The organism is Streptomyces sp. NPDC051136, from assembly GCF_044455745.1.
Classification (GTDB): domain Bacteria; phylum Actinomycetota; class Actinomycetes; order Streptomycetales; family Streptomycetaceae; genus Streptomyces.
Genome location: NZ_JBITFE010000002.1, coordinates 622,888 through 638,271 on the forward strand (window position 1 = coordinate 622,888; position 15,384 = coordinate 638,271).

The 15,384-nt window shown below is 72.7% G+C and carries 11 protein-coding genes and 3 tRNA genes; 7 read left to right on the plus strand and 7 right to left on the minus strand.

Going from position 1 to position 15,384, the window contains the following annotated elements:
• The first annotated feature begins 30 nt into the window (after positions 1 to 30).
• From ACIBCJ_RS08310 to ACIBCJ_RS08325, 4 genes are all read left to right on the plus strand, one after another.
• The gene (locus tag ACIBCJ_RS08310; protein ID WP_362099213.1) at positions 31 to 1,305 is read left to right on the plus strand and encodes a deoxyguanosinetriphosphate triphosphohydrolase; all 1,275 of its coding nucleotides are present in this window, start codon (positions 31 to 33) and stop codon (positions 1,303 to 1,305) included.
• Between the two features lie 169 nt (positions 1,306 to 1,474).
• A complete protein-coding gene (locus ACIBCJ_RS08315; RefSeq protein ID WP_362099210.1) occupies positions 1,475 to 2,740 on the plus strand; it encodes an FAD-dependent oxidoreductase in 1,266 nt (421 codons plus the stop codon).
• A gap of 163 nt (positions 2,741 to 2,903) precedes the next feature.
• Positions 2,904 to 4,829, plus strand: a complete 1,926-nt coding sequence (gene dnaG, locus ACIBCJ_RS08320) for a DNA primase (RefSeq protein WP_362099207.1) — start codon at positions 2,904 to 2,906, stop codon at positions 4,827 to 4,829.
• A 128-nt stretch (positions 4,830 to 4,957) separates the two neighbouring features.
• Positions 4,958 to 6,169, plus strand: coding sequence for an RNA polymerase sigma factor (locus ACIBCJ_RS08325; protein ID WP_399282061.1), 1,212 nt, complete (start codon positions 4,958 to 4,960; stop codon positions 6,167 to 6,169).
• A gap of 41 nt (positions 6,170 to 6,210) precedes the next feature.
• Here ACIBCJ_RS08325 and ACIBCJ_RS08330 read toward each other — a convergent pair whose 3' ends face one another.
• The 4 genes from ACIBCJ_RS08330 to ACIBCJ_RS08345 form a co-directional block, all read right to left on the minus strand.
• Entirely contained in the window at positions 6,211 to 8,139 is a 1,929-nt protein-coding gene (locus tag ACIBCJ_RS08330; RefSeq protein WP_362099204.1) for an ABC transporter ATP-binding protein, read from the minus strand.
• Entirely contained in the window at positions 8,139 to 9,872 is a 1,734-nt protein-coding gene (locus ACIBCJ_RS08335; protein WP_133885846.1) for an ABC transporter ATP-binding protein, read from the minus strand. Before ACIBCJ_RS08335 ends, ACIBCJ_RS08330 begins: the two co-directional genes overlap by 1 nt.
• 143 nt (positions 9,873 to 10,015) lie before the next feature.
• Entirely contained in the window at positions 10,016 to 11,464 is a 1,449-nt protein-coding gene (locus tag ACIBCJ_RS08340; protein ID WP_362099201.1) for an FGGY family carbohydrate kinase, read from the minus strand.
• 44 nt (positions 11,465 to 11,508) lie between these two features.
• Positions 11,509 to 11,814 carry a YtxH domain-containing protein gene (locus tag ACIBCJ_RS08345; protein WP_166661637.1) on the minus strand — a complete coding sequence of 102 codons (306 nt, stop codon included), beginning with the start codon at positions 11,812 to 11,814 and terminating at the stop codon, positions 11,509 to 11,511.
• Between the two features lie 148 nt (positions 11,815 to 11,962).
• On the opposite strand from ACIBCJ_RS08345, the gene ACIBCJ_RS08350 reads away from it, so the two are divergent.
• From ACIBCJ_RS08350 to ACIBCJ_RS08360, 3 genes are all read left to right on the plus strand, one after another.
• Positions 11,963 to 12,035, plus strand: a tRNA-Asn gene (locus ACIBCJ_RS08350).
• Positions 12,036 to 12,040: 5 nt separating this feature from the next.
• Positions 12,041 to 12,113 (plus strand) — tRNA-Asn (locus ACIBCJ_RS08355).
• A 187-nt stretch (positions 12,114 to 12,300) separates the two neighbouring features.
• Positions 12,301 to 12,374 (plus strand) — tRNA-Ile (locus ACIBCJ_RS08360).
• A 69-nt stretch (positions 12,375 to 12,443) separates the two neighbouring features.
• Here ACIBCJ_RS08360 and ACIBCJ_RS08365 read toward each other — a convergent pair.
• From ACIBCJ_RS08365 to ACIBCJ_RS08375, 3 genes are all read right to left on the minus strand, one after another.
• On the minus strand, positions 12,444 to 12,590 hold the full coding sequence (locus tag ACIBCJ_RS08365; RefSeq protein ID WP_362504085.1) for a hypothetical protein: 147 nt from the start codon (positions 12,588 to 12,590) through the stop codon (positions 12,444 to 12,446).
• A 73-nt stretch (positions 12,591 to 12,663) separates the two neighbouring features.
• Positions 12,664 to 14,079: a GAF domain-containing protein gene (locus ACIBCJ_RS08370; protein ID WP_365979169.1), complete on the minus strand. Its 1,416-nt coding sequence runs from the start codon at positions 14,077 to 14,079 to the stop codon at positions 12,664 to 12,666.
• Between the two features lie 40 nt (positions 14,080 to 14,119).
• Positions 14,120 to 15,277, minus strand: coding sequence for a rod shape-determining protein (locus tag ACIBCJ_RS08375; protein WP_365979170.1), 1,158 nt, complete (start codon positions 15,275 to 15,277; stop codon positions 14,120 to 14,122).
• Between the last annotated feature and the right edge of the window lie 107 nt (positions 15,278 to 15,384).

Sequence of the window (15,384 nt, forward strand, 5' to 3'; positions counted from 1 at the left end):
CTGTCACACCTTCCGCTTAATGTTCATGGCATGGAAGGCACAGGCACCGCACCCCTCTACGACCCGGCGTCAGCCGCCCGCTACGCCCCCGAACCGGACAAACGCCCCGGCCGTACCGCCTTCCAGCGCGACCGCGCCCGCATCCTGCACTCCGCCGCGCTGCGCCGCCTCGCCGGCAAGACGCAGGTCGTCGCGCCGGGGGAGGGCAGCCACCTCTGGGACGCCAGCCCCCGCACGCGCCTCACGCACTCCCTGGAGTGCGCCCAGGTCGGCCGGGAGCTGGGCGCCGCCCTCGGGTGCGACCCGGACCTCGTCGAGGCCGCCTGCCTCGCGCACGACCTGGGCCACCCGCCCTTCGGGCACAACGGCGAACAGGCGCTCAACGCGTTCGCCGAGGACTGCGGCGGCTTCGAGGGCAACGCCCAGTCGCTCCGGCTCCTCACCCGCATCGAGCCCAAGCGGTTCACCGAGGACGGCCCCGTCGGCCTCAACCTCACCCGTGCCACGCTCGACGCCGCCACCAAGTACCCCTGGCCGCGCGGCGGCGGCCCGGCCGGCCCGGTCTCTCCCAAGTTCGGCGTGTACGACGACGACCGGCCCGTCTTCGAGTGGCTCCGCAAGGACGCCCCCGGCGCCCGTACCTGCTTCGAGGCCCAGGTCATGGACTGGGCCGACGACGTGGCGTACTCCGTGCACGACGTCGAGGACGGCCTGCACGCCGGCCACATCGACCCGAACTGCCTGCTCGCCGACCCCGAACGCGAGGCGGTCTTCGACGCGGCCGTCGGTCGGTACGTCCCCGCGGGCACCGATCACGCGGAACTCGCCGCCGCCCTCGACCGGCTCCTCGCCCAGGACTGGTGGCCGCACGGCTACGACGGCTCGGCCGTCGCGCAGGCCCGCCTGAAGGACGCCACCAGCCAGCTCATCGGCCGTTTCTGCCAGGCCGCCGAGGCCGCCACCCGGGCCGCGTACGGAGGCGGCCGGCTCACCCGGTACACCGCCGAGCTGGTCGTGCCCCGCGAGATCCGCATGGAGTGCGCCGTCCTCAAGGCGGTCGCCGTGCGGTACGTCATGCAGCGCACCGAGCAGGAGCGGCTCCGCGCCGACCAGCGCGTCGTCGTCGCGGAGCTGGCCGAGGCGCTGACCGCCCGCGCGCCCGACGGACTCGACCCCCAGTTCCGCGCCCTGTTCGACCGGGCCGCCGACGACCGGGCGCGCAAACGGGTGATCGTCGACCAGATCGCCTCGCTCACCGACGCCTCGGCCCGCTCGCTTCACGCCCGCCTGACGGGGCATCCATGAGACTGGCGGCGGGACAGGCACGACCCGGCGGGGCCCGGGGCGTCCGGAACGCGGTGCTCGGGCGCCCGTGACGCGGCACTCCGTGGCCTGATCGGGTCGCTGCCCCTTCCCGCACCACGCCACGTGCGGGAGGCTCGCATGTGGCGGCACCCTGACGAGGAGGCAACAAGTGGTCGACGCGGATCAGACATTCGTCATCGTCGGAGGCGGCCTGGCGGGCGCGAAGGCGGCCGAGACGCTCCGCACGGAGGGCTTCACCGGCCGGGTGATCCTCGTCTGCGACGAACGCGACCACCCCTACGAGCGCCCCCCGCTGTCCAAGGGCTACCTCCTCGGCAAGGAGGAGCGCGACAGCGTCTTCGTGCACGAGCCCGCCTGGTACGCGCGGCACGACATCGAGCTGCACCTCGGCCAGACCGTCGTCGCGATCGACCGCGCCGCGAAGACCGTCCACTACGGCGACGACGGCACCCACGTCAGGTACGACAAGCTGCTCCTGGCGACCGGCGCCGAGCCCCGCCGCCTCGACGTCCCCGGCACCGACCTCGCGGGCGTCCACCACCTGCGCCGCCTGGCCCACGCCGAGCGCCTCAAGGGCGTCCTCACCTCCCTCGGCCGGGACAACGGCCACCTCGTGGTCGCCGGCGCCGGCTGGATCGGCCTGGAGGTCGCGGCGGCGGCCCGCCAGTACGGGGCGGAGGTCACCGTCATCGAGCCGGCCCCGACCCCGCTGCACGGCGTCCTCGGGCCCGAGCTGGGCTCCGTCTTCGCCGAGCTGCACGAGGCGCACGGCGTCCGCTTCCGCTTCGGCGTGCGGCTGACCGAGATCATCGGCCAGGACGGCATGGTGCTGGCCGCCCGCACCGACGACGGCGAGGAGCACCCCGCGCACGACGTGCTCGCCGCGATCGGCGCCGCCCCGCGCACCGCGCTCGCCCAGGCCGCCGGACTGGAGATCGCCGACCGCGCCCACGGCGGCGGCGTCGTCGTCGACGCGCAGCTGCGCACCTCGGACCCCGACGTCTACGCGGCCGGTGACGTGGCCTCCTTCCACCACGCCCTCTTCGACACCGATCTGCGCGTGGAGCACTGGGCCAACGCGCTCAACGGCGGCCCGGCCGCCGCCCGCGCGATGCTCGGCAAGGGCCTCGCCCACGACCGCGTGCCCTACTTCTTCACCGACCAGTACGACCTCGGCATGGAGTACTCCGGCTGGGCACCGGCCGGGTCCTACGACCAGGTGGTGATCCGCGGGGACGCGGCCAAGCGCGAGTTCATCGCCTTCTGGGTGAAGGAGGGCCGGGTGCTGGCCGGGATGAACGTCAACGTGTGGGACGTCACGGAGCCGGTCCAGCGGCTGATCCGCTCGAAGACCCGGGTGGACACGGAGGCGCTGGCGAACCCGCACGTGTCCCTGGAAAGTCTGGTCGCGTGACGGCCGGCCGGCCCCCGGCCCCGATTCCCGGGGGCACCGCCCGGACCCCCGGCCGGACCCCGGGAGCGCCGCGCGGGGCGGCCGCTGCGCGGCGGGGTCCGCCTCCGGGCCGAGCCCTCCCGGCGGGCACGGGCATGTCGGTGCCGCCCCGTAGACTTCACGCGTGGCAGGACGGATCAACGACGAGGACGTGAAGGCGGTACGGGACGCGGTCCCGATCGACGCCGTCGTCTCGGAGTACCTCCAGCTGCGCAACGCGGGGGGCGGCAATCTGAAGGGGCTGTGCCCCTTCCACGACGAGAAGTCACCGTCCTTCCAGGTCAGTCCGAGCAAGGGGTTCTTCCACTGCTTCGGCTGCCAGGAGGGCGGCGACACCATCACGTTCGTGATGAAGATCGACCACCTCACCTTCTCCGAGGCGGTCGAGCGCCTGGCCGGCCAGGCCGGCATCACCCTGCGCTACGAGGAGGGCGGCTACAACCCCTCCCACCAGCGCGGCGAGCGCATCCGCCTGGTCGAGGCCCACAAGATCGCCGCCCAGTGGTACGCCGAGCAGCTCGCCACCGGTTCCGAAGCGGACACCGGCCGCGCCTTCCTCGCCGACCGGGGCTTCGACCAGGCCGCCGCCGAGCACTTCGGCGTCGGCTACAGCCCGCAGGGCTGGGACCACCTCACCCGCTTCCTGCGCGGCAAGGGCTTCAGCGACAAGGAGCTGCTGCTCTCCGGTCTCGCCCAGGAGGGCCGCCGCGGCCCCATCGACCGCTTCCGCGGCCGGCTGATGTGGCCCATCCGCGACATCGGCGGCGACGTCGTCGGCTTCGGCGCCCGCAAGCTCTACGAATCGGACAACGGCCCGAAGTACCTGAACACCCCCGAGACGGCCATCTACAAGAAGTCCCAGGTCCTCTACGGCATCGACCTCGCCAAGAAGGACATCGCGAAGGCGTCCCGCGCGGTGGTCGTCGAGGGCTACACGGACGTCATGGCCTGCCACCTCGCCGGGGTCACCACGGCCATCGCCACCTGCGGCACCGCCTTCGGCGGCGACCACATCAAGATCCTGCGCCGGCTCCTCATGGACAACGGCTCGGCCCGCGTGATCTTCACCTTCGACGGCGACGCGGCCGGACAGAAGGCGGCCCTGCGCGCCTTCGAGGACGACCAGAAGTTCGCCGCCGAGACTTACATCGCCATCGCCCCCGACGGCATGGACCCCTGCGACCTGCGCCTGGCCAAGGGCGACGACGCGGTGGCCGACCTGGTCGAGCCGCGCACCCCGCTGTTCGAGTTCGCGCTGCGCCAGATCGTCGCCCGCTACGACCTGGACACCCCGGCCGGCCGCGCGGCCGCGCTGGACGAGGCGGGGCCGGTCGTCGCCCGCATCAAGAACAGCGGCGCCCAGCACGAGGTCGCCGTGCAGCTCGCCGGCATGCTCGGCATCCTCGACACCCAGTTCGTGGTCAAGCGGATCGCCCAGCTGGCCCGCTGGGCCCGCGACCGCGGCGGCAAGGGCCCCGCCCCCGACCAGCGGCAGCGCGGCGGCGCCCCGCACCAGCAGTCCGGCCCCGCCCGGCCCGCCCCGCGCGGCCCCGCCCTCAACCTCCGCAACCCGGTCTTCGCCACCGAGCGCGAGCTGCTCAAGCTCGCCCTCCAGCGCCCCGAGCTGGTCTCCCCGGCCTTCGACGCGTACGGCGTCGACGAGTTCACCGCCCCGCCCTACGCCGCCGTGCGCGAGGCGATCATGGAGGCGGGCGGCGCCGAGTTCGGCGTCCAGGACCCGCAGGACTACCTGGTCCGGGTCCGCGAGGCCGCCCCCGACGACGCCGTCCGCGCCATGGTCACCGAACTCGCGGTCGAGGCGATCATGCTCCACCGCGGCGTCAAGGGCGTCGACGAGGTCTACGCGGGCGCCCAGCTGGTCACGGTCCGCCGCCGCGCCGTCGAGCGCCGCATCCGCGACATCACCGGCCGCCTCACCCGCCTGTCCACCCACGGCGACCCCGCCGAGCTGGCCGCCGTGCAGAACGAGCTGTGGATCCTCCAGCAGTACGACCAGAACCTGCGCGAACACGGCGCCGCCGCGCTCTAGACGGCGCCGGGTGCCGGTCCCGGTGAACACCGGCCGGTAACCCGTGGGTCACGGCCCGGACGCAAAAAGTCACCGCACGCCCCTCGTGGCGGCGATGTGTCGTACCCCACACTGGGGGCGGAGCCTGAGTGCCCGCGTGCGGGACGGGCGGCGGCGAGCGAGCCGACTTCGTCCCCCGCCGTACCGCCGCCGGTCCCCCGCCGGACGCGTCCATCCTGGAGGTCGCCCCCGTGCAGACCCAGACCCTCACCCAGACCCACACCGGTACCGGCGGTGCGGAGCCGGACGCGGAACGCGGCAGGCTCGTCGCGATGCCCGCACAGCCCGGTGCCGGTCCGGCCGCGCACCGCCCTCCCGCGGACGCCGCGGAGACCCTGGAGGCCGCGGAGGCTCCCGAACCGCCGCCGCCCACCCGTACGGAGTCCGGCGGCCCCTCCTCCGACCTGTTCCGGCAGTACCTGCGCGAGATCGGCCGGATCCCGCTGCTCTCCGCGGCCGAGGAGGTCGACCTCGCCCGGCGCGTGGAGGCCGGGCTGTTCGCCGAGGAGAAGCTGCGGCGCACCCCCGGCCTGGACGACCGCCTCGCCCTCGACCTCGACCGGCTGGTCGTCATGGGGCGCCTCGCCAAGCGGCGCCTGATCGAGGCGAACCTGCGGCTCGTGGTGTCGGTGGCCAAGCGGTACGTCGGCCGCGGGCTGACCATGCTCGACCTGGTCCAGGAGGGGAACCTGGGGCTGATCCGGGCGGTCGAGAAGTTCGACTACGCCCGGGGCTACAAGTTCTCCACCTACGCCACCTGGTGGATCCGCCAGGCGATGTCCCGCGCCCTGGCCGACCAGGCCCGCACCATCCGCGTCCCCGTCCACGTCGTGGAGCTGATCAACCGGGTCGTCCGCGTCCAGCGCCGCATGCTCCAGGAACGCGGCTACGAGCCGACCCCGCAGGAGGTCGCCGCCCACCTCGACCTGGCCCCCGAGCGCGTCGGCGAGGTGCTGCGCCTGGCCCAGGAGCCGGTGTCGCTGTACGCGCCGGTCGGCGAGGAGGACGACGTCGCCCTCGGTGACCTCATCGAGGACGGCGACGCCGCCAGCCCCGTCGAGTCGGCCGCGTTCCTGCTGCTGCGCCAGCACCTGGAGGCGGTGCTCTCCACCCTCGGCGAACGCGAACGCAAGGTCGTCCAGCTCCGGTACGGCCTGGTCGACGGCCGCCCGCGGACCCTGGAGGAGATAGGCCGCCTCTTCGGCGTCACCCGCGAACGCATCCGCCAGATCGAGTCCAAAACCCTCAACAAACTCCGCGACCACGCCTACGCCGACCAGCTGAGGGGCTACTTGGACTGAGGCATGGCGCACCCCGACGCCGGGCAACCGTCTGACCCACCTCACCCCACCTCAGCCACCGCCTCCGCGAACTGAGCCTTGTAGAGCCGCGCGTACGCCCCGTCCGCGGCCAACAGCTCCGCGTGCGCCCCCTGCTCCACGATCGCCCCGTCCTCCATCACGAGGATCGTGTCCGCGTCCCGGATCGTCGACAGCCGGTGCGCGATCACGAACGACGTCCGCCCGTGCGCCAGCTTCGCCATCGCCTTCTGGATCAGCACCTCGGTCCGCGTGTCCACCGACGACGTCGCCTCGTCGAGCACCAGGATCACCGGGTCGGACAGGAACGCCCGCGCGATGGTGATCAGCTGCTTCTCACCCGCGCTCACCCCCGTGCCCTCGTCGTCGATCACCGTGTCGTACCCGTCGGGCAGCGTCCGTACGAACCGGTCGGCGTGCGCGGCCCGCGCGGCCTCCTCGATCTCGCCGCGGGTGACCTCCCGCGAGGCCCCGTACGCGATGTTCTCCGCGATGGTGCCGCCGAACAGCCAGGTGTCCTGGAGGACCATGCCGATGCCGCTCCGCAGCTCGTCCCGGGACATCTTCGCTATGTCGACGCCGTCCAGGGTGATCCGGCCGCCGGAGACCTCGTAGAACCGCATCAGCAGGTTGACCAGCGTGGTCTTGCCGGCGCCCGTCGGGCCGACGATGGCGACCGTGTGGCCCGGCTCCACCTTCAGCGACAGGTCCTCGATCAGCGGCTTCTCCGGGTCGTAGCGGAAGGACACGTGGTCCAGTTCCACCCGGCCGCGCAGGTCCTCGGGCCGGGTGCCCGGGATCGGGTCCGCGGACTGCTCCTCGGCGTCGAGCAGCTCGAAGATCCGCTCCGCCGACGCCACGCCCGACTGCACCAGGTTCGCCATCGACGCCACCTGCGTCAGCGGCATCGAGAACTGCCGGGAGTACTGGATGAAGGCCTGCACGTCACCGATGGACAGCGAGCCCGACGCCACCCGCAGGCCGCCGACCACCGCGACCAGCACGTAGTTCAGGTTGGACACGCACATCATCAGCGGCTGCATGATCCCGCTGTTGAACTGCGCCTTGAACCCGGCCTCGTACAGCGCGTCGTTCTGCTCGGCGAACTGCTTCGCCGACTCCTCCTGCCGTCCGAACACCTTCACCAGCGCGTGCCCGGTGTACATCTCCTCGATGTGCGCGTTCAGCTGCCCCGTCGAGCGCCACTGCTGCACGAACTGGGGCTGCGACCGCTTGCCCACCCGGGTGGCCACCACGAAGGACAGCGGCACGGTCACCAAGGCGACCAGCGCCAGGATCCAGGAGACCCAGAACATCATCGCCAGCACGCCGATGATGGTGAGCAGCGAGTTGATCAGCTGCCCCATCGACTGCTGGAGCGTCTGCCCGATGTTGTCGATGTCGTTGGTGGCGCGGCTGAGCACCTCGCCGCGCTGGCGCTTGTCGAAGTACGACAGCGGCAGCCGGGACAGCTTCGTCTGCACGTCCTCGCGCAGCCGGAACATCGTGCGGTTCACCGCGCGGTTCACCAGCCGGGTGGCCACCGCCATCAGCAGTCCCGCCACCGCGAACGTCGCCAGCGCGAGCAGCAGCACCTCGCCGACCGCGCCGAAGTCGATGCCCCGGCCCGGGGTGAAGTCCGTACTGCGGAGCATGTCGGCCACGTTGCCGTCACCGCGCTCCCGCATGGAGGCGAGGACCTGCTCCTTCGTGGCACCGGAGGGCATGTCCCGCCCGACGATGCCCGCGAAGACCAGGTCGGTGGCCCGGCCGAGGATCTTCGGCCCGACCACGTTGAGGCCGACGCTGACGACCACGCACGCCAGCAGCGTGAACAGCGTCGCCCGCTCCGGCCGGAACTGGGCGACGAGCCGTTTGCTCGACCCCTTGAAGTCCATCGAACGCTGGTCGGGGCCGCCCCCGGCCATCATGCGACCCGCAGGCCCGGCCATCAGGCAGCCTCCGCTTCCGTCAGCTGGGAGAGCACGATCTCCCGGTAGGTCTCGTTGTCCGCCATCAGCTCGTGGTGGCGGCCCACGCCGACCACCCGCCCCTCGTCCAGCACGACGATCCGGTCCGCGTCCCGGATGGTCGCCACCCGCTGCGCCACGATCACCACGGTCGCCCGGGCCGTCTCGCGGGCCAGCTCCGCCCGCAGCGCCGCGTCGGTGGCGTAGTCGAGGGCGGAGAAGGAGTCGTCGAAGAGGTAGATCTCCGGGCGCTGGACCAGGGTCCGGGCGATCGCGAGCCGCTGGCGCTGACCGCCCGACACGTTGGTGCCGCCCTGCGCGATCGGCGCGTCCAGGCCGCCCTCCAGCTCGGAGACGAAGCCCTTGGCCTGCGCCACCGCCAGCGCGTGCCACAACTCCTCGTCGGTGGCGTCCGGATTGCCGTAGCGCAGGTTGGTCGCGACGGTGCCCGCGAACAGGTACGGCTTCTGCGGCACCAGGCTCACCAGCTTGGCGAGCGTCTTCGGGTCGACGGTCCGCACGTCCACCCCGTCGACCAGCACCTCGCCCTCGGTGGCGTCGAAGAGCCGGGGCACCAGGCCCAGCAGCGTCGACTTGCCGCTGCCGGTCGATCCGATGACGGCGGTCGTCTCGCCGGGCTCGGCCACCAGGTCGATGCTCCGGAGCACCGGCTCCTCGGCACCGGGGTAGCGGAAGCCCGCCTGCCGGATCTCCAGGTGCCCGTGCCGGCGCAGCTCGGTCACCGGGGCGACCGGCGGCACCACGCTGCTCTCGGTCTCCAGGACCTCCTGGACGCGCTCCGCGCAGACCTCCGCGCGCGGCACCATCATGAACATGAAGGTGGCCATCATCACGGACATCACGATCTGCATGAGGTAGGCCAAAAACGCCGTCAGGTCGCCGATCTGCATCCCGCCGCTGTCGATCCGGTGGGCGCCGAACCACACCACCGCGATCGACGACAGGTTCACCACCGTCATGACCACCGGGAACATCAGCGCCAGCAGGTTGCCGGTGCCGAGGGCCACCTCGGTCAGCTCGGTGTTGGCCTTCCGGAAGCGCCGCTGCTCGTACTCGTCGCGCACGAAGGCCCGGATGACGCGGTTGCCGGTGATCTGCTCGCGCAGCACCCGGTTGACCGTGTCGAGCCGCACCTGCATGGCCCGGAACAGCGGACGCAGCTTCCGCACGATCAGCGTCACGCAGATCGCCAGCACCGGCACGACCCCGAGCAGCACCCCGGACAGCGGCACGTCCAGACCGAGCGCCATCACGATGCCGCCCACGCACATGATCGGCGCCGACACCATCAGCGTGAACGTCATCAGGGCCAGCATCTGGACCTGCTGCACGTCGTTCGTGGTCCGCGTGATCAGCGAGGGCGCGCCGAAGTGGCCCACCTCGCGCGCCGAGAACGACTGCACCCGGTCGAAGACGGCGGCGCGCAGGTCCCGGCCGAGGGCGGCCGCGGTGCGCGCGCCGTAGAAGACGGCGCCGATGTTGCAGACCACCTGGACCAGCGAGATGCCGATCATCAGGGCGCCGTAGCTCAGGATGTAGCCCGAGTCCCCCTTCACGACACCGTCGTCGATGATGTCCGCGTTCAGGGTCGGCAGGTACAGGGAGGCGCAGGTCTGCAGGAACTGCAACGCCACCAGCAGAGCGATGGGTTTCTTGTACGGCCTGAGATAGGTCCGTAGTAGTCGTATGAGCACACTGAGTCTCTCGGAGTCGGCGACAGGGGCCGCGGTTGGTTGCCCCTGGCCCCTATCGTCGAACACTCCACCCGCGTTACCTCAACCGATTAACCCAAGAGCACGGCAAATTCCGGCCTACGAGCGGTAAGCCCGCCCACGCGTCACAGGGCGCCCGGGTGCGTCTGCTCGCGCACCGACACGTACTGCTGGCGCACCGCCTGCCCCACCGCCAGTTCCTCGCCCGGCTCCAGCACCTGCGCCACCGCGCCCTGCCAGACCGGGGGAGTGCGCGGGTCCAGGGTGCCCCGGGAGACGCCCAGCGCCCAGGCCGCCTGCCGGGCCGAGCCGATCGCCGCGTAGTCCGCCGGCTGCGGCACGACGACCTGCGTCCCGAACAGCGCGGGCGCCGCCGCCTGCACGGCCGGCAGCTCGGCCGCCGCACCGAGCAGGAACACCCGCCGAACCTCCACACCCCGGCCGCGCAGCACGTCCAGGGCGTCGGCGAGACCGCACAGCATGCCCTCGAACGCGGCCCGCGCCAGGTGCTCCGGCTTCATCGACTCGCGCCGCAGACCGGCCAGGGTCCCGGCGGTGTGCGGCAGGTTCGGCGTCCGCTCGCCCTCCAGGTAGGGGAGCAGCACCAGCCCGTGCGCTCCGGGCGTCGACTTCATCGCCAGCTCGGACAGGCTCTCCAGGTCCGCCGCGCCGAGCAGTTCGGCGGTGCCGCGCAGGGCCCGTACGGCGTTCTGGGTGGTGACGACCGGCAGGTGCATGCCGGTGGCGTCCGCCAGCGAGGTGATCATGCCGTACTGGTCGACCAGCGCCTCGTGGTGCACGGCCATCACGGACCCCGACGCCCCCAGCGACACCACCGCGTCGCCGAGCCCGATCCCGAGCCCGAAGGCGGCGGCCTGGGTCTCGCCGGTGCCGGCGGAGATCAGCAGCCCCTCCGGCGTCGTACCGGCCGCCTCGGCCGGGCCGATCACCTCGGGCAGCATCACCTGATGGCCGAGGGCCAGCTCGACCAGGTCGGGCCGGTACGCGCCGGTCGCCGCCGACCAGTAGCCGGTGCCGGACGCCCCGCCCCGGTCGGTGGTCCGCCGCACGGGACGCCCGAGCAGCTGCCACACCAGCCAGTCGTGTGCCTGGAGGAGCACGGCGACGCGCGCGGCGGCCTCCGGCTCGTTGCGCGCCAGCCAGCGCAGCTTCGTCACCGGCTGCGCGGCCTGCGGCACCGAGCCCACGGCCTGCGCCCACGCCTCACGTCCGCCGAGCGCGTCGATCAGGTCGGCCGCCGCGACCTGGGCCCGCTTGTCGCCGCCGACCAGGGCCGGACGCACCGTGTTGCCCTGCGCGTCCAGCGGCACCACCGAGTTGGCCTGCGCCGACACGCCGATGGCCTGCACGCCCTCCAGGAGCCCGCCGCCGGCCGCCTCCCCGAGGGACAGCAGCCAGGCCTGCGGATCGACGTCGGCGGGCCGGCCGCCACCCTCGGGGCTGTCCAGCGGATGCGGCGCGTAGCCCTGGCGCAGCACGGCACCCGTGTCCGAATCGCAGACGACGATACGAGTGAAATCGGGCGAACTGTCCAACCCGGCGACTATCCCCATACCCGAAATTCTGCCGCACGGGACGCGGTGCCCGTACCGGGACCTCAGGTGTTGCTGGTGCCCCAGTCGTCGGGGCCGCTGCCGTTGGTCCCGCGCTCCCGCAGCGAGCGGACCCGGTGCGCCACCGAATCGGGCATCCGGTCACCCACCTTGTCGCTCACCACGTGGTACGCCTTGTCGGCGAAGTGCCTGCCCTGCTGGGCGGCGGACTCCGCGGTGTTGCGCACGGCCGGGTTCTGCGCGACCTGCCGCGCGGACTTCCGCAACTGCTCGTATCGCTCCCGCCCGGCCTTCGTGCCGAGCACGTAACCCACCGCTAGTCCGACGACGAACGTGAGCCGGTAACGCATGGCGGCCACCCTTCCCTTCACTGGCTCCGGGGTGCTGGAGAGTACCGATTGGCGGAGCACCCCCCTGCTTGCGCTAATGTATGTGTCGCAGCGAGCGCGCGCCCCCTGGCGAATACCCAGGCAGACGCGTTCGATGCGACACCGACATTCCTCGGTAGCTCAATTGGCAGAGCAGCCGGCTGTTAACCGGCAGGTTACTGGTTCGAGTCCAGTCCGGGGAGCTCGGTCCTCCGTAGCTCAATTGGCAGAGCAGCCGGCTGTTAACCGGCAGGTTACTGGTTCGAGTCCAGTCGGGGGAGCACCGTGAACGAGGACCCTTCGGGGTCCTTTTTCATGTGCCCTCACGACCCGGGAACCACGCGGCACGCTGCGCAGTCCTCAAGGTCATGAAGGCAGCCGCGGAAGCCGACCATCCGAAGCAGGAGATCGTATGAGCGGCTATGCTGCGGCAGACGGCGCGTACACGTGTACGCGACACGCCGCTTCGGGGCGGTAGCTCAGCCGGTTAGAGCAGCGGACTCATAATCCGTCGGCCGTGGGTTCGAGTCCCACCCGCCCCACCTGAGCGCTTCGCCGCAGGAACGTTCGCACCTGCGGCGGAGCCTGACTCTCGGGACCGGCGAGGCGCGTCACCGGCCGTCCGTGTCCTCCGTGGCCTGCTCGTCCTCGTCGTCGCGTTCGCCCTCCGCCTGCGAGGGAGTGGTCCGCGGGACGTCCGGTGCGTCCGGTGCGTCGTCGCGGTCACCCTCGGCCTGGGACGGGGTCGGCTCGCTCATGGTGGTTCCTCCTCCTCCGGCTGCCGCGCGGGTCGCGGGCCGAGTACCCCTTGCGGGGAGGGCCCACCATCCGTCACAGCGGCGCCCACCAGGTGACCGTCGTCCCCCGCCCCTCGTCCCCGTCGTGGTCGTAGACGCTCAGGCGCACCCCGTCCCGGCCCTCCGGCAACGCGGCGGGCGTCTCGACGGTGACCTCGACGCGGGAGAGCCCCGGACGGGCGGACGCCTCGGCCAGGGCCTGGCGGAGGGCGGTGATCAGGCGGTCGGCGACCCGGTCGGGCACGCGGGTGTCGAGCGGGCCCCTGAAGTGCGTGGACGGCGCGACACCGAGCCGGGCGGCGGCCGACGCGGTCTCCCGCAGCACCCGGCCGCGCAGCCCGGTCGGCGCCTCGCCCGGCGGCTGCCGCAGCGCGAGGATGGTGGAGCGCACCTCCCGGACCGTGGAGCGCAGCTCGTCCACCGCCCGGCCGAGGATGTCGCGGACGTCGTCGGCACCGGGGCGGCGCTGCGTGGACTCCAGCATCAGGCCGGTGGCGAACAGCCGCTGCACCACCAGGTCGTGCAGGTCGCGGGCGATGCGGTCGCGGTCCTCGTAGACCGCGAGCCGCTCCCGGCCGCGCCGCGCGTCGGCCAGGTCGAGGGCGAGCGCCGCCTGCGAGGCGAACTGCGTCGCCAGCAGCCGTTCCACGTCCGTGTACGGGCGTCCGCCGCGGCGGCGGGGCAGGGCGAGGGTGCCGATCAGCCGGCCGCCCGCCGACAGGGGCAGCATCATGCTCGGCCCGAACCGGTGCCGTACGTGGGTCGTCATGCGGGGGTCGGTCGCCGAGTCGTCGAGGAACACCGGCTCACCGCCCAGCAGCTGTTCCAGCACGGGGCTGCCCGGCGCGATGGTCGCACCGATCATGCCGTCCGGGTCGTCGGGCGTGGAGGCGGTCACGATCTCCATGCCGCCCTCGGCGGTCGGGTGCAGGATGACGCCCGCGGAGGCACCGGCGAGCAGCCTGGCCCGTTCGGCCACCGTGGCCAGCGCGTCCCCCGTGCCCTCCTCGGTGAGCAGCGCGGTGGTGACCGCCGCCGCGCCCTCGATCCAGCGCGCCCGCTGCCGGGCCGTCTCGTACAGCCGGACGTTGCCGATCGAGACACCGGCCTGGGCGGCCAGGACCCGCAGCAGCTGCTCGTCCTCGGCGGTGAAAGGGCCGGACCCGGGCGGCCGGGCGAGGCGCAGCTCGCCGAACTCCTCGTCGCCCACGAGCACCGGCGCCCGCAGCAGGACGGCCGTCTCCGGTACGGGGTCGGGGCCCGGGGCGCGGAACTCGGCGCGGCCGCCCCCGCCGGGGTCCGCGACGACCAGGGCGGCACGGCCGGCGCCGGTCAGTTCGGCGGCGCCGTCCACGATGTGCTGCAGGACACCGCTCAGGTCGAGGTCGGTGCCGACGTCCAGGAGGGCTTCGAGGAGACGGGTCAGTCGGGGCGCGGGCTGCGCGGTCATCCGTCGGGCTTCCCCCGTTCCGTGGCCCCCCGGCGGCGTCTCAGTCGGAGGCGGAACCGGTACCGGGGCCGACGCCGGTGCCGGTGCCGGTGCCGGTGTCCGCGCCGGCGTCGGAGCCGGAGCGGGAGCGGGAGCCGGAGCCGACACCGGCGTCCGAGGTCGTCGGGTGCAGGACCAGTGGCTCGACCCTGCCCTCCAACATGCTGCCGAGTCCCTGGACCGCGCACACGTCGGGCCGTTCCGCGATGTGCACCGGCATGCCGGTGGCCTGACGCAGCATCTGGTCGAAACCGGGCAGCAGCGCGCTCCCGCCGACCATCATGATCCCGCGGTCGGCGAGGTCCGCGACCAGGTCCGGCGGGCAGTCCCGCAGCACCTTGCCGATACCGTCGAGCACCGCCGTCAGCGGCGTCTGGATGGCGTTGCGCACCGTGGCCGTGTCCACCTGCACACTGCGGGCCAGCCCGGTCGCCACGTCCCGCCCGTGGATCTCGGTGGACGCCGGTCCCTGCGGGGTCAGCCCGTTGCCGGACAGTGCGAGTTGCAGCGGGCGCACGGACTGGCTGGGCAGCACCAGCTCGTGCTGGTGGCGCAGGAGCTGCACGATCGCGTGGTCCACGGCCTCACCGCCGACCGGGATGCGGACGGCGGTGACGATCGAGCCGAGGGAGAGCACCGCGACCTGCGTGGCGTGCGCACCGCACACCATGATCATGGTCGCCTCGGGCTGCTCCACGGGCAGTCCGCAGCCGACCGCCGCCGCGATCAGCGTGTCGACGAGTTCCACCCGGCGCGCGCCCAGGCCGACCAGGGTCTCGATCGCCGCCCGCTGGGACAGCGGGTCCGCGTCGTGCGGGGTGCACACGGCGGCCCGCAGCCGGGGCTTGCGGCGCAGACTGCGGCGGATCCGGTCGCCGAGCAGGTGCCGCAGCATGCGCTGGGCCATCTCGATGTCGACCACGGTGCCACCGGAGACGGGCCGCACGACACGGATGTAGCCGGGGGTACGGCCGGTCATCTTCTCCGCGAACTCGCCGACCGCGATGAGCGCGCCCGTGCGCGTGTTGACCGCCGCGGCGGACGGCTGGTCGACGACGAGCCCGGCACCCTTCACATAGACCCGGGTCCGCGCGGCGCCCATGTCGACGGCGAAGTGGCAGCGGCGCAGCGCCTCCAGACTGGCGGTACTGACGGTCATGGCGAATCCTCCCGAGAGCGCGGACCGTGCGGGGCCGCCCGGTGGCCGGCCTCTTGGCACCGATCGTGCGCGGCGGGAGGGGCGGGCGCCTGCTGGAGGGGGCCGGG

Coding starts and splice junctions, on each gene's coding strand:
- ACIBCJ_RS08310 (WP_362099213.1), top strand. CDS start 31: ATGGAAGGCACAGGCACCGCACCCCTCTACGACCCGGCGTCAGCCGCC.
- ACIBCJ_RS08330 (WP_362099204.1), bottom strand. CDS start 8,139: ATGGCCGGGCCTGCGGGTCGCATGATGGCCGGGGGCGGCCCCGACCAG.
- ACIBCJ_RS08340 (WP_362099201.1), bottom strand. CDS start 11,464: ATGGGGATAGTCGCCGGGTTGGACAGTTCGCCCGATTTCACTCGTATC.
- ACIBCJ_RS08345 (WP_166661637.1), bottom strand. CDS start 11,814: ATGCGTTACCGGCTCACGTTCGTCGTCGGACTAGCGGTGGGTTACGTG.
- ACIBCJ_RS08365 (WP_362504085.1), bottom strand. CDS start 12,590: ATGAGCGAGCCGACCCCGTCCCAGGCCGAGGGTGACCGCGACGACGCA.
- ACIBCJ_RS08370 (WP_365979169.1), bottom strand. CDS start 14,079: ATGACCGCGCAGCCCGCGCCCCGACTGACCCGTCTCCTCGAAGCCCTC.
- ACIBCJ_RS08375 (WP_365979170.1), bottom strand. CDS start 15,277: ATGACCGTCAGTACCGCCAGTCTGGAGGCGCTGCGCCGCTGCCACTTC.